Below are 14,942 nucleotides of genomic sequence, written 5' to 3'. Positions count from 1 at the left end.
ATTAGTCAGTTTTTGATTTTATTGATTGTTTAGATTTTTCTTTAACGAGTTCGTCCTCAAATAGAATACGTACTGAAGGTGTATAACTGTCATCGTATTGCCCAGACTTTACAGCCATTAAAAACACAATGAAAAAGCCTACGCCTACGATAACACTTACCGTTAAAACAATATATATAACGCTCATACCTAATTGAAGTTATGCATCAAAAATACTCTTGTGTTTGTACGTAAAACATGACATTTGTCATAATGAATAATTTATTTTAACCGTCTGCCTAAAATATTAGTGCAAACCGTAGTAAACACTACTATGCTAATAGAACTCAGAGGCATTAATATAGCAGCAACTACAGGAGCTAATTGTCCCGTAACAGCGAAATAAAGGCCTACTATATTATAGATAAAAGAAAGAGCAAAACTCCATTTAATAATTTTTATTGCACCCTTTGAGGCTCTCAAATATTGATATAGAAATTTTAGTTTTGAAGCATCGAGAATAGCATCACAGGCTGGTGAAAAAACATTGATGTCGTCTGATATAGCGATACCGACCTCACTTTGAGCCAAGGCTCCGGCGTCATTTAATCCATCACCTACCATCATAACATTTGCCCCTTCAGATTGATGGTATTTGATGTAATCTAGTTTGTCTTCTGGTTTTTGATTAAAAATGAGTTTGGTTTTTCCTGGCAACAGTTTCTTAAGATTATCGCGTTCTCCTTCATTATCACCAGACAAGACCACCAAATCAAAATGCGCTTTTAGTTGGTTAAACAATTTAGCGACTCCTTTTCTATACCTGTTGTAAAATGTGTATTTGCCTTTGTACAAATCATTACTGCTGATATGAACAGTGGTATTTAAGTTGTTGGGAGTAGTTTCACTTCCTACAAAGGATGCAGATCCAATTTTTAGGGCAATATTGTCGTGTTTGGCTTCAATTCCTTTTCCAACATGCTCGGTAAAGGTGTCTAACGTTACAATATCATTAGCTTCTAGAATATCATATAAAGTCCTACTTAACGGATGATTAGATCCTCTTAAGGTGTTCTTTAAAATTAGTGCTTCCCTAGCATTTAGAGCTTCACCTTCATAAATAGCTTGACTAGCTTTGTTGGCTGTAAGTGTTCCTGTTTTGTCAAATACAATTGTATTAATCTGAGCTAATCTTTCAATAACACTAGCATTTTTCACATAGAATTTAAGTTTACCAAATATTCGCAATAGGTTGCCAAAAGTAAAAGGTGCTGAAAGAGCTATGGCACAAGGACAAGCAATGATTAGTACCGCTGTAAATACATTCATAGCTTTAGAGACATCAGTTAGGAGCCAATAAGTAGTGGCAATAAATGCAATACTTAGGATGGTTAAGGTGAAGTGCTTACTTATGGTGTCTGTAATACTTGTAAATCCATCTTCTTTTTCTTTGTTGAAGACATCGTTAGACCATAATTGTGTCAAGTAACTTTGTTCAACCGATTTCAGAGCCTCCAATTCAATAATACCATTAGTTTGTTTTCCACCGGCAAACAACTTGTCTCCAGAGGATTTGGTTACCGTTTGCGATTCGCCAGTTACAAAACTGTAGTCGATTTTTCCTCTGCCAGAAATAAGTATGCCATCAACGGGTATGAGCTCTTCGTTTCGAATGAGCAAGCGATCCCCTTTTTTAATATCATAGACTTGTATGGATACTTCTTTACCTTTTTTGTTGACTTTAGTGATGGCAATAGGGAAATAGGACTTGTAATCACGTTCAAACGATAAGAAATCATAGGTTTTTTGTTGGAAAAATTTACCTAATAACAAGAAAAAAACTAATCCGGCGAGACTATCAAAAAAGCCTGAACCGATGTCAAAAGCAATTTCTATACTACTTCTCAAAAATAAGACACTGATGCCTAAAGCAATTGGTACATCAATATTTAAAATACGAGCCTTCAATCCCTTAAATGCCGAACTGAAATAATCTTGAGCCGAGTAAAAGACTACAGGTATTGATAAGACAAACATTATCCACCTAAACATATGTTTGTATTGCTCTAGCCAAAACTCATTGACCTCAAAGTATTCTGGAAACGATAAGAACATGATATTTCCAAAGCCAAAACCAGCAACACCAAGCTTGTATATTAAAGAACGATTAATGTGTTTTTCGCCAGATTTAAAATCGTCGAGGCTGATATAGGGTTCGTAGCCTATGGCACTGAGCAGCAGCACAACTTCTTTTAAACTTGAATTTTCGTTATTGTAAGTAACACGTACAGTTTTCTTTCCAAAATTGACTACAGAATCGCTAATGTTATGATTAAGTTTGTTGAGGTTTTCGAGAATCCAAATACAAGAGCTACAATGAATGTGGGGAATATATAAGGTTGCGATTTCAATGGAGTCACTTCTAAACTCCGTAAGCTTATCAATGATTTTGTCTTGAGATAAAAAATCATATTTCCCTTCAATTTCCTTTGGTACTGCGCCCGGTGAATCTTGTAAATCGTAATAGCAGGTTAAATCATTTTCGTTAAATATTTCGAAAACAGTTTTGCACCCGTTACAACAAAAGGATTTATTTTGAAAACGAAGTGGCTTTTCGCCACAGTGATCTCCACAATGATAGCAAGTGGATTCTTCCATAAACAATTTGCTCTATAATACCTAAATGCAAATTTTGGATTTTGTCAATTAAGAAAATATGATATTTGTCAGCTTTTATTTATCTTTATGTCAACTAAATTCAATTGGTATGAGCAAATGCGAATCTTGCATTGTCAGAGAATTTAATTCGTTAAAATCTTTGTCAAGGGAAGAATTGATGCGCGTTTCGGCGTGCAAAACAGGTAAAATCTTCAGAAAAGGTCAGGTAATTTTTGAAGAAGGAGAAACATTAAATGGCGTTTACTGTGTTAAAGACGGCGTCTGTAAACTCACAAAACTCAGTGAAAACGGCAAAGATCAAGTCGTAAAATTAGTTGTCAAAGGCGGACTTCTCGGCAAACGATCTTTAGTTACGGAACAAAAAACAAATCTTAGTGCTGTGGCCTTAAACGACATGGAAATGTGTTTTATTCCTAAAAGTGAAATAATGGAGGATTTAAATAAAAATCCGAAGTTTACTATGGATGTCCTAAAAACTATGGCTCACGATTTAAAAGAATCAGATGAGTCCTTAGTTAATATGGCTCAGAAATCCGTGAAGCGCAGAATGGCTGAAATTCTAATGTACATCCATGATAATTTTGGAACTGATGACGAAGGTTATCTCAGTATTGTAATATCAAGAGAGGATTATGCGAGTATTGTAGGAACAGCCACTGAATCTGCAATTCGGATATTATCCCAGTTTAAAAAGGAAGATATTATTTCTACGCGAGGTAAGCAGATTAAGATTGAGGACTATAATGCATTAAAGTGGATGGAATAAAGCCATTTTGAAGAATTAATGTCTTACGAAACGTACCAAAAGGACTATTCCAACAAATTTCCAGCTATAGAAGATTTAGCTATTAAGGCGAAGTCTAGGATTCCTCATGTGGCATGGGAGTACTTAGAATCTGGCACTGGTTCTGAGTATTTATTACAGCGTAATAAGGAAGCCTTCGAAGCCATTACGTTTACACCGCAGTTTTGTAAAGGTCACATAGAAGTTGATGTCAGCACACAGCTGTTCGGTCAGTCGTATTCTTGCCCTATAGGTATAGCTCCAGTTGGTTTAACAGGGTTGATGTGGCCGAAAGCAGAACATTATCTTGCAGCAGCTGCAAAACGATATACCATACCCTTTTGTCTGAGCACGGTTGCTACAGAAACTCCAGAGACAATTGGTCCTTTAGTTGGGAATAACGGATGGTTTCAATTGTACCCTCCTAAAGAACTGGATTTGACTGTATCATTACTGAACAGAGCAAAAGCATCAGGATTTCATACGTTGGTAGTAACTGCAGATGTTCCTATGGCCAGTCGACGTGAACGCACAAAGCGCGCTGGTATGACCATTCCACCTAAAATTACGCCACAACTTATTTGGCAAGGGTTAACCCATCCCGTTTGGACCTATGAAACGCTTAAACATGGCCTACCACGATTGCGTACGGTTGAGCAATACACCAACACTACTGATTTTAAATTTGTTAGTGGTTTTGTAGGAAATCGCCTAGGAGGAACTCTAGATTGGCAGTACTGCCAAAAATTAAAAGCCCTATGGGATGGCCCTGTAGTTTTAAAAGGCGTACTTCACCCAGATGATGCTCAGAGAGCAATAGATATTGGTTTAGATGGAATTTGGGTCTCTAACCATGGTGGTAGACAGTTTAATGGTGCTCCAGCCTCTATTGAAGCTTTACCAGATATTGCTGCAATGGTTGGTAATCAGGTTCCCATAATCTTTGATAGTGGTATACGTACAGGTTTGGATATAATGCGTGCTTTATACGAAGGGGCTAATTTTGTGATGTTGGGACGACCATTTTTGTATGGTATTGCTGCTCTTGGCACATATGGTGCTGACCATGTTATTCATATTCTTAAGGACGACTTAAAAAATAATATGGTGCAGCTAGGTATAACTTCGATAGAGGAGCTTAAATCTCATAAATAAACGGTCTGCAAACTGTGTAAATAAGGTTGCAGACCGTTCTTGAGAATTTTATTCTATGTAATGTTTAATCCGTTTTAAAGGATTCGGTAGATTTAAATGGATCTAATTTTAAAGATTGCACGGTATTTTTATAGTCTACCCAATCCTTATCGAAAAATGCATTGGTTTCTTCAAATAAGACGGTTAGTGCGTCTTTAGCCTGCATAATCAATGTAGTTTCCGTTGCGGTTAACCCTGCTTGGCTATTACTTACATAACGTCTCGCTGTACCTAATCGCTGCAGAGGTGTTACTTCAGGATTTCTCGTTATACCTTGGCGTTTGTCAATCTTGCCTAAATACTTAGCCATTAAACTATCAATAGATTTTACAATGTCTTTAGAGGCTTTTATCTCCGCTTTGAATCCATCTTTATCAAGTTTTGTTAAATTGGTTTTGTATGTTTCAGCTATGGTTTTACTTTCAACCAATTGCTTCACAGCATCTGCCGAGGTCTGTTGCAATTGTTCAAGGTTTTTTAAGGCAGCATAAACTTCATTGATATTCTTTTGTGAAACCTCTAGTCTTGGATCTGATTCGATTTTAACCATAGTTTCTGATGTTTTGTCTCCATAGTGCAACACCGCCTTATAAGTTCCCGGTTTTACGCTTACGCCTCCTGGTTCTCTATTGCGCTTTCTAATAGTTCTAGACGGCCTGTCAACTCCAGCTTCATCCATATACCAAGCCCATTTTTGCACTCCATTCTCTTTAGGTACTTTACGTTTGAGTGTGCGAATTAATCGACTACCATCATAAATTTTTAGAGTCAATGAATCCCAACTTATTTTAGCCTCCTTGTTTTCGGTATCATCTTTTTTATCCTCCTCCTTATCACTATCCTTCTTCGGCATTACTTTTTTATTAAAGAGATAGGTAAATCTTGCTCCACCGCCACGATTTTCGCCGTGATACATGGCGTCTGCACCAAAACGGCTTCCTGTAGGTTGTTGATATGCGGCCTGATAACCTACTGGAGGCTCAAACATCTTAATGTTGGATACTATGACCGATTTATTCCTTGCCATCTCGCGAAGTGGTCTTATATCATCCAAAACCCATGCTGCACGGCCAAATGTTCCAATTATAAGATCGTGTTCTCTAGGATGAATCACCAAATCTTTAACAGAAGTGGTAGGGAAACCCTCCGTCCATTTAGTCCATTTTTCTCCTGCGTTGATAGAAATGTATAGCCCATCGTCTGTTCCTAAGAACATTAGATTTGGCTCCTCCATATCTTCTACTATTGCAAGGGTATAGCTTTGGACGTCATTTTCGTCAACAATACGTTCCCAAGTTTTACCGTAGTTTTTCGTACGATAGGCATATGGTGTGTAATTGAATCGTCTGTAGTCGTTGGCAATTAAAAGTGCTTCGCCTTTATTTTTGTTCGACGCTTTAATTTGAGCAATCCAACTTCCCTCTGGAAGTCCTTTTAAATTTTTACTTACTTCAACCCAATCGCTACCACCATTTGTGGTATAATGAACGCGACCATCGTCTGTGCCCACCCAAAGCATATTTTTTTCAACAGGAGACGGTTCTATAACTAAAATCGTTGTGTGATTTTCTGCACCTGTGGCATCCATGGTTAAACCACCACTTTCCGATTGTTTTTGCTTTTCTGGATCATTGGTAGTAAGGTCTGGAGAAAGAATAGTCCAGGTTTCACCTTTATCTGTGGATTTATGTACAAATTGACTTCCAAAGTAAATGGTGCTGTTATCAAAAGGATCCATGTTTATAGCAGAATTCCAATTAAACCTTAAACGTACTTCTGGGTCTGGGTGTGTAGGTTTTACACTATAATTGTTACCAGTTTGCCAATCATATCTCACCACAGAGCCTTGTTGGCTCATGGACCAACCATAGCGGGAGTCGTCGCGGTCTGGAACTACATCAAATCCATCACCAAAACTAATTTCTTGCCAATAAGAGTTTCTTATACCTTGGGCTCTCCAGACATAAGCCGGACCGCGCCAGGACCCATTGTCTTGCATACCACCATAAACGTTATACGGGAATTCGTTGTCTACAGCGATGTGATAAAATTGTGCAACAGGAATATTACCTATAAAGCGCCAAGTTTTTCCTCCATCTCTAGTAATGTTCATGCCACCATCATTTCCATCAATCATAAAACTTCCATCTTCGGGATGAATCCACCAGGCATGATGATCTGGATGCACACCATTACTAACACCATAGGCAGGCATGAGTTGGTCAAAGTTTTTGCCACCATCCTCAGATACATTAACATAGGTAAAAACGGAATAGATCCGGTTTTCATTCTGTGGGTCGACATAAATTTCTGAATAGTAGAACGGTCTGTTCCCTATATCGCTTTTATCATTCGTTTTTTCCCAAGAAAAACCGCCATCATAACTTTTATAAAGTGCATTCTTTTTAGCTTCAATTAAGGCATAAACAATATTTGGTTTTCCAGGTGCAATAGCAACACCGATACGACCTAAATCTCCTTTTGGTAATCCATCTTCGTCAGTCAATTTTTTCCAAGTTTTTCCGCCATCGTGCGTCATATGAAGACCTGAACCTTCTCCGCCAGAATTAAAAAACCATGGGTCGCGCTTGTGTTCCCACATGGCTACAAACAATTTATTAGGATTGTTAGGGTCCATTACCATATCGGCAACACCTGTTTTATTGTTGGCGAACAAAATCTTATTCCACGTTTTTCCACCATCCGTGGTTTTAAAAACACCACGTTCTGGGTGTTCTCCCCAAGGAGACCCTATCGCTCCCACATATACAACATCTGGATTCGTTGGGTCTACTATAATTCTATGTATATGTCTCGTTTTCTCAAGACCCATAGATTTCCATGATTTACCGCCATCTAAAGATTTGTAAATACCATAACCACCATTGAGTGAGTTTCTGGGATTACCTTCACCAGTACCAACCCAAATTACACTTGGATTAGATTGTTGAACTTCAACAGCACCAATTGAAGCTGTTAATTCGTTTTCGAAAATAGGATTCCATTTAATACCTCCAGATGTAGATTTCCAAAGTCCACCAGAAGCAGTACCTACATAAATTATATCTGGATTATCTAAAACAACATCGATGGCAGTGACCCGACCAGACATTCCGCCAGGACCAATATTTCTTGGGGCCATATTTTTGACCATATCCATTGAAAAGTCTTGAGCAGATAAAAGCGTTATGCAGCAGAGCATAACAAAGGAAAAAAAATGTTTCATTATTTCTGGGTTAGTTTAGTGAATGCTAAAATTAATGAAATCTCGGATGCTAAATCTAAAAGAGATGTTAATGCTTGTTATAGCCTTTTAAAAAGAAGTATTTTTATGGTGCAATGAAAAGAGAGAATAAGAAAGCGGGTTTTGTTTTTAAAACTTACGAAGCGCCAAATCAGTCACCATTTGAAAAGCTTTTTGAAATTTTCAAAGAGTTAATTACGTACACCTCTGGGGATTTTGATGAGGCCATTGATTGGTTGAGGCAACTTGACAAGGAGTACGACCTCACAACACCGGAATACACAATTGATGATTTTATTGAAGACCTAAAAAATAAAGGGTATATCCGTGAGGAAATAGACCCAACTGTTGGCGATGGTGATGGAGATGGTAAAGGAAAACTAAGAATAACAGAAAAGACTGAGCGCGCTATACGAAAGCAAGCTTTAGAGCATATATTCGGAAAAATTAAGCGCAGTGGTTCAGGTAACCATAGAAGTAAAGGTTTAGGTATTGGAGATGAACATACAGGGGAATTTCGTGGGTATAGATTTGGTGATGCCATAGAGAAGGTATCTATGACGGAAAGTCTGAGAAATGCTCAAATCAATCATGGTGTTGGTGATTTTAACTTAACCGAAGATGATTTGGTTGTTGAAGAAACCCTTCATAAAAGCCAGATGAGTACGGTATTAATGATTGACATCAGTCATAGCATGATATTATACGGCGAGGACCGAATCACACCCGCCAAAAAAGTGGCCATGGCATTGTCTGAACTGATTATGACACGCTACCCAAAGGATACTTTAGATATTTTGGTATTTGGAAACGATGCCTGGCCTATTAAGATTAAAGACTTACCCTATTTGAAGGTTGGGCCTTATCATACCAATACAGTAGCGGGATTACAATTAGCTATGGATATGTTGCGTCGCAAACGAAATACCAATAAGCAAATTTTTATGATAACGGATGGTAAGCCAAGTTGCTTGCGCATGCCTGATGGTCAGTATTATAAAAATAGTAATGGACTTGACCCCTATATTACCAATAAATGTTACGCTATGGCTCAACAAGCTAGACGCTTGCATATTCCTATTACAACATTTATGATTGCAGAAGATCCCTATTTAATGAGTTTTGTAAGGGAGTTTACACAGGCGAATAGAGGCAAGGCCTTTTACACAGGACTGAAAGGTTTGGGCGAAATGATTTTTGAAGATTATGAGAATAATAGAAAAAGAAGAATTAAAGGATAATTGCTAAAAATGAAAAACATAAAAACTTTAGGCGCGTTAAAAGACACAGGTTATCAATCAAAATCTATAAAAGATGAATTGAGAGATAATCTAGTTAAAAATATTAAGAGTAAAACGAATACTTTTGAAGGGATTCATGGCTACGAAAATACTGTGATTCCTGAACTGGAGCGTGCTATTTTATCACGACATAATATCAATTTATTAGGGTTGAGAGGCCAAGCCAAAACACGATTGGCGCGCATGATGGTCAACCTACTGGACGAGTATATTCCTTACGTAGAAGGTTCTGAAATTAATGATGATCCTTTAAATCCTATCTCTAGATATGCTCTCGAGCTCATTAAAGACAAGGGTGATAACACACCCATCGCGTGGTTACATAGAAGCGAGCGCTTTGCCGAAAAGTTGGCCACACCAGATGTTACGGTTGCTGATATTATTGGAGATGTCGATCCTATTAAAGCGGCTAATCTTAAGCTAAGCTATGCAGATGACCGCGTTATTCATTATGGAATGATTCCACGGGCTAATCGTTGCATTTTTGTAATTAACGAATTGCCAGATTTACAAGCGCGTATTCAGGTAGCATTATTTAATATTTTACAAGAAGGAGACATACAAATCCGTGGGTTTAAATTGCGGTTACCTTTAGATATGCAATTTGTATTCACGGCGAATCCAGAGGATTATACTAACAGAGGTAGTATAGTGACGCCCTTAAAGGATAGAATTGGGTCTCAAATATTGACGCATTATCCTGCTACTATTGAAACCGCAAGAATTATAACTGAACAAGAAGCAAATTCTGGGGATGCACAGAAGAGCCATATTTATGTACCTGATTTAGCCAAGGACTTGTTAGAACAAATAAGTTTTGAAGCTCGTGAAAGTGAGTTTATTGATGTAAAGAGTGGTGTAAGCGCTAGAATGAGTATAACGGCTTATGAAAATCTGTTGAGTACGGCTGAGCGCAGAGCTTTACTTGCAGGAGAAGAGACTACAGCTGTTCGTTTATCAGACTTTATTGGCGTTATTCCAAGTATTACAGGTAAAGTTGAATTGGTTTATGAAGGGGAACAAGAGGGTGCTGATTTTGTAGCTCAAACCCTAATGGATAATGCTATTAAAACCCTTTTTCCTAAATACTTTCCAAAGATTGAGAAACTACAGAAACAAGATGAAGAAACACCTTATGATGATTTAATTTCTTGGTTTTTTAACAGTGATGGGTTTCAGTTATTGGATGATTTTGATGATAGCACCTATCGGTTAAAATTAGACGAGATAGTACCATTAACTGATTTAGTTAAGGAGTATCAACCAGATATTGACGACCGTGATATCTATTTTGAAAAAGAGTTTGTCCTTTGGGGATTAGTACAGTTTAAGAAACTCAGTAAATATAGATATTCAGAAGGGTTGCAATTTCAGGACCCATACGGCAGTTTTATAAAGGGAATCTAAATATTTAAATAGGCTCTACACCTAATAATATTTTCGATTACTGATTTGTCTGCCAATAAGGGAATGTTTGAAGTTTGAAGAATGTAATGTAGCTCTAGTTTTAAGTTTTCATTCATCTGGAAACTTATTGCAGTATCCCATCGGAAATTATTCACAGCAAAATTATTTTTTGAACCAGCGAGTGGAAAAAATGGTTCTAAACTGATGAAAGCTGTACTTGCTTTATTTCCAAGAAGTTTAAAGCTTCCTGTTTTAACTCCAATAAGATACCTAGCTCTTAACCTTGAATCATTTTGAATGGATTTTTCACTAAAATTGAAAAATCGTTGTTCAAATCTAAATCGATGTAAAATGCTAAAAAACCCCAATTCAGGCCAATTAATATTTGTGTCTTGGTAAACTCGAAACTCGTAAGTATTAAATAGGTCTTTTATAAATGTATTAAAAGAACCAAGACCTAATGAAAAGTTTACTCTTTTCGTCAATTTGTAATTGATATTGGGTCTTAAATAAAATTGCCAAAATAAAGGGTGGTCTGCAGAATGGCGCAAGCCAAAGTCACCTCCAGTTGACCAATTGTCAGTTAATTGAGTTTTGAGAGTAATGTCTCCCCAGATCTGTAAGCTGTTAATGTTATCAATATCATTAGTTTGAGCCTCTATATGTATGAGCGCTCCCATAAAAACTAAGAGGTAAGTTTTTTTTAATAGTATTTTAATAATAGGTTTCACAATTAATAACGCTTTTAACGTGATTTTTTGTTGTGTTCACAAAGCCTTATGATTTCTTCTATCCTTTTTTGACGTGTTGCTTCGCGTTTAGCACTATTGAGCCAAGATAAATAACTTTTTCTGTAGCCTCGGCTGAAGTTTTGGTAATTTATAAAAGCCTTTGGGTTTTGGTCAAATGCGCTCTGAAGTTCTGGCGGAATAATACCATTTTCTACATCATCCATTTCGCTCCATTTACCAGATTGCTTAGCTAATTCTATGATTTTATAACCTGGTTCTTGTAATAGATTAGCTTTTTCAAGCTCAAAGATGTACTTTTTATTTAAAGCACTCCAGGTACTTTTAGGATTTCTAGGTGAAAAATATTGTTTGCGTTTACCGTTACCCAAGCTTTTTACGGTAGAATCTATCCAACCAAAACAGAGGGCAACTTTTACAGCCTCTTCCCACCGCATCGTAGGCATACCCGTTTCGAGTTTATAAAAGATGAGATGAACGGCCTGATATTGGCTGTGATTACTTAGTAGCCAATCGTACCAATCTACATCACGTTCAAAATATAATTCTGGGATTTCCAAACCATTTAGAGTTGCTTGGAATAAATATAAAAATCTCTATCCACTTTGAAGGCGTCTGTGGAAACAGTTTTTGTTTGCCATTGTGTTTTAGGAAATATCCACTCCTTTTTAACTCCGATTATAACTTCAATTGGCATATCAAAACCATCTACAACATCTATATATCTATAAGATAATTTACCGTTACTTAATTTATATTCTAAGATGGGAATTCGCGAATCACGCAAATATTGATTGAAAAAAGCACTTAAATCTTTCTTAGTCTTTTTACTTATGTAATCTTCAACTTGTTTTGTAGTTACGGTCTGGTGATAAAATTTTTTGTTCAAACCTCTTAAAACTTCTCGCCATAGACTGTCATCTTCAATCAGTTGACGTAAGGTGTGTAACATGTTTGCTCCTTTATAATACATATCGCCTGACCCTTCGTTATTGACGTTGTATTTTCCGATAATAGGCTTGTCATTTCTTATGTTAGCTCTTGTACCTATAACATAATCAGATGCTGCTTCCGTACCATAGTAGTAGTCTAAAAACAGATTTTCAGAGTAGGCCGTGAAGCTCTCGTGAATCCACATATCTGCGATATCTTTGTTGGTGATATTATTGGCAAACCATTCGTGACCAGCTTCATGAATAATGATGAAATCAAATTTTAAACCCCAACCCGTTTGTGATAAGTCTCTTCCTAAATAGCCCTTGGTAAATTGGTTGCCGTAAGTAACGGAACTCTGATGTTCCATACCTAAATAGGGTACTTCAACCAATTTAAAACTATCTTCGTAAAAGGGGTAAGGACCAAACCAATGCTCAAAAGCTTTCATCATTTTGGGAGCATCTTTAAAGTGTTCTTTTGCTTTTTCCAGATTATCTTTAAGTACCCAATAATCCATATCGAGAGGACCTTTTTCACCTCTATACACTTCTGAAAAATTCACATAATCACCAATATTGACATTAACACCATAATTATTGATTGGATTAGATATAAACCAGTGTGATTTTACTTTTTCTCCTAAGTCTTCGAGCTGTCTGAGGCGACCATTAGAGACGTTGGTCAATCCTTTTGGAATGGTAACACTTATAAGCATACTATCCACTTCGTCGTAGCCATGATCTTTATTTGGCCACCAAACGCTTGCACCTAGGCCTTGACAGGATGTCGCCACAAAATGATTTCCGTTTTTATCTTTTTTCCAAGAAAAGCCGCCATCCCAAGGTGCACGCTTAGCTTCGCGAGGATGACCTTTATAATACACTTCTATGGTATTAACATCATCAATATTTTGAGGCGTTTTTAAATAAATAAAATGGGCATTTCCCTCGCTTTTTATATCTAAGTTTTCGCCATCTTGTATAACCTTTTCAATGGTCATTGGTGATTGTAAATCAATCTGAATGGTTTGATAGGGTTTCAGTACTTTATATTGAATGGTATTTTTTCCCGATATGAACTTTTTTTCTGGTTTTACCTCAATGTCCAAATGGTAATAGGTTAAATCCCACCATTCGCGCTCAGGAGTTATGCTTCCTCTAAGGGAGTCTTGACGTGTAAAGTTTTGCTTTTCTTGAAGTAATTGTGCAAAACTAAATGAGCAACAAAAAAAAACTAAAAGATATATTGGTAATTTGCTCATCTACCTCATTATTTGATTTGGAAATACAACAACACTTTCATGACCATTTTCGCCTACGGCTGCAACACCGAATAAAAAATTGTCAATTACAATACCTTCTAAAGTGAATTCAGTTACCTTGCCAACATACCTGCTTTGATCCCAAGTAGGTGAAGTTGTATCCCGCCAATAAATTTTATAGCCTTTTGCACCTTCCACCGGAGACCATTTTAATCTCGCGGACGCTTCAACGATACCACCAATACCAACTTCTTTAGGTGCAGGTGGTGCTGATGCTAAACTTGCCAAATTAATGGCATTAACAGCAGTTAATTTTTTGCAATAGGGAAAATTAACATGTTCAAAAGTATCGCCATAAGAAATACCATTTTCTGTTCTAATGTCTTGATGCTGCTGTGTATAGTTCTCGTGAGCCTCCATGATTCTTATCCCAGCGAACCCCAAATCATTAAATGGTCTGTGATGACCACCTCGCCCAAATCTGTCTAAGCGATATACCATTATTGGATTCATTTCTGGCATGTAAGTTTTTGTTGTATTATGAACATAACGTGCCAATTGTCTTGAAATTCCATCAACTTCACCACCATAAAACCTTCTTCCTCTGGCTTGTCTTGCCAATTGTTGTAAATCGGTTATATCCGTCGTGATTGGCTCAGAAAATATTCTAAATGTTCTATTGTCTATGACACCGTCAACGCCTGTAATATTACCAATCATATCGTTGTTAAGTACACCAATAATCTCCCAATTATTGTCTTTTGCATATTTTGCAAGACCTTGCCCACCAAAGAGCCCTTGTTCTTCACCAGATAAACCTGTGTAAATGATGCTATTCTCAAATTTATATTTTGAAAGTATTCTTGCCGCTTCAATTGCGCCTGCCATACCAGTAGCATTATCGTTGGCTCCAGGTGAATCTGTGGTATAATCTGTTGGGTCTGATACTCTAGAATCAATATCACCACTCATAATAATGTAACGGTTGGGATAGGTTGTACCGCGTTGAATGGCCACTACATTTACAACATTAACATCCTTAACAATACGTTGATTAGTCCCTTTTTCAAAGAAATTATTCTGAAACGAGACTTCTAAACAATCATTACAATCTGACGAAATCAGGTCGAACTGTCGTTTTATCCATCGACGTGCAGCCCCAATACCTCTAGTTTCAGATACTGTGTCACTAAGGGTATGCCTAGTGCCAAAATCAGCAAGGGTTTTAACATCATTTCTAAGGCGTTCTTCGGAAACTGCATCTATGATATCATAGAGTTTTGAATCGGTTTGAGATAATGAATATCCTGAAACTACGATACAAAAAAGGGTAAAAACATATTTCATATTCTCGTTGGTGTTGGTTAATGGTAAAATTAAGCTTTTAGAATCTGTATAGTTTTAAAGA

11 protein-coding genes are annotated in these 14,942 nt (G+C 37.1%); 4 read left to right on the top strand and 7 right to left on the bottom strand.

What is annotated here, in order from left to right:
* Position 1: 1 nt before the first annotated feature.
* Positions 2-187, bottom strand: a complete 186-nt coding sequence (ccoS, locus tag J4050_RS05200; protein ID WP_208152976.1) for a cbb3-type cytochrome oxidase assembly protein CcoS — start codon at positions 185-187, stop codon at positions 2-4.
* A 74-nt stretch (positions 188-261) separates the two neighbouring features.
* Positions 262-2,637 carry a heavy metal translocating P-type ATPase gene (locus J4050_RS05195; RefSeq protein ID WP_208152974.1) on the bottom strand — a complete coding sequence of 792 codons (2,376 nt, stop codon included), beginning with the start codon at positions 2,635-2,637 and terminating at the stop codon, positions 262-264.
* Between the two features lie 109 nt (positions 2,638-2,746).
* Between J4050_RS05195 and J4050_RS05190 the strand changes: the two genes are divergently transcribed.
* Positions 2,747-3,424 (top strand): Crp/Fnr family transcriptional regulator, encoded by a 678-nt coding sequence (locus J4050_RS05190; protein WP_208152972.1) that lies wholly within the window; start codon positions 2,747-2,749, stop codon positions 3,422-3,424.
* Positions 3,425-3,442: 18 nt separating this feature from the next.
* On the top strand, positions 3,443-4,597 hold the full coding sequence (locus tag J4050_RS05185; RefSeq protein ID WP_208152970.1) for an alpha-hydroxy acid oxidase: 1,155 nt from the start codon (positions 3,443-3,445) through the stop codon (positions 4,595-4,597).
* A 64-nt stretch (positions 4,598-4,661) separates the two neighbouring features.
* On the opposite strand, the gene J4050_RS05180 is transcribed toward J4050_RS05185, so the two are convergent.
* Entirely contained in the window at positions 4,662-7,862 is a 3,201-nt protein-coding gene (locus J4050_RS05180; RefSeq protein WP_208152968.1) for a WD40/YVTN/BNR-like repeat-containing protein, read from the bottom strand.
* 113 nt (positions 7,863-7,975) lie between these two features.
* Here J4050_RS05180 and J4050_RS05175 point away from each other — a divergent pair, with 113 nt between their 5' ends.
* Both J4050_RS05175 and J4050_RS05170 read left to right on the top strand, forming a co-directional pair.
* Positions 7,976-9,121, top strand: coding sequence for a vWA domain-containing protein (locus J4050_RS05175; RefSeq protein ID WP_208152966.1), 1,146 nt, complete (start codon positions 7,976-7,978; stop codon positions 9,119-9,121).
* 9 nt (positions 9,122-9,130) lie between these two features.
* Positions 9,131-10,588 carry a MoxR family ATPase gene (locus J4050_RS05170; protein ID WP_208152964.1) on the top strand — a complete coding sequence of 486 codons (1,458 nt, stop codon included), beginning with the start codon at positions 9,131-9,133 and terminating at the stop codon, positions 10,586-10,588.
* On the opposite strand, the gene J4050_RS05165 is transcribed toward J4050_RS05170, so the two are convergent.
* Genes J4050_RS05165 through J4050_RS05150 form a run of 4 tightly spaced genes read right to left on the bottom strand, consistent with a single transcriptional unit; the run spans position 10,585 to position 14,881 of the window.
* Positions 10,585-11,319 carry a DUF2490 domain-containing protein gene (locus J4050_RS05165; RefSeq protein WP_208152962.1) on the bottom strand — a complete coding sequence of 245 codons (735 nt, stop codon included), beginning with the start codon at positions 11,317-11,319 and terminating at the stop codon, positions 10,585-10,587. The genes J4050_RS05170 and J4050_RS05165 overlap by 4 nt on opposite strands.
* A 14-nt stretch (positions 11,320-11,333) precedes the next feature.
* Positions 11,334-11,897 carry a YdeI/OmpD-associated family protein gene (locus tag J4050_RS05160; RefSeq protein ID WP_208152960.1) on the bottom strand — a complete coding sequence of 188 codons (564 nt, stop codon included), beginning with the start codon at positions 11,895-11,897 and terminating at the stop codon, positions 11,334-11,336.
* Positions 11,898-11,902: 5 nt separating this feature from the next.
* The gene (locus tag J4050_RS05155) at positions 11,903-13,534 is read right to left on the bottom strand and encodes a M1 family metallopeptidase (protein ID WP_208152958.1); all 1,632 of its coding nucleotides are present in this window, start codon (positions 13,532-13,534) and stop codon (positions 11,903-11,905) included.
* A complete protein-coding gene (locus J4050_RS05150; RefSeq protein ID WP_208152956.1) occupies positions 13,535-14,881 on the bottom strand; it encodes a M28 family metallopeptidase in 1,347 nt (448 codons plus the stop codon). It abuts the gene before it with no gap.
* Between the last annotated feature and the right edge of the window lie 61 nt (positions 14,882-14,942).

Source organism: Winogradskyella pelagia (genome assembly GCF_017581965.1).
GTDB classification, from domain to species: Bacteria; Bacteroidota; Bacteroidia; order Flavobacteriales; family Flavobacteriaceae; genus Winogradskyella; species Winogradskyella pelagia.
Note: the sequence above shows the minus strand (reverse complement) of the source record. Positions and strands in the feature narration are given on the sequence as shown.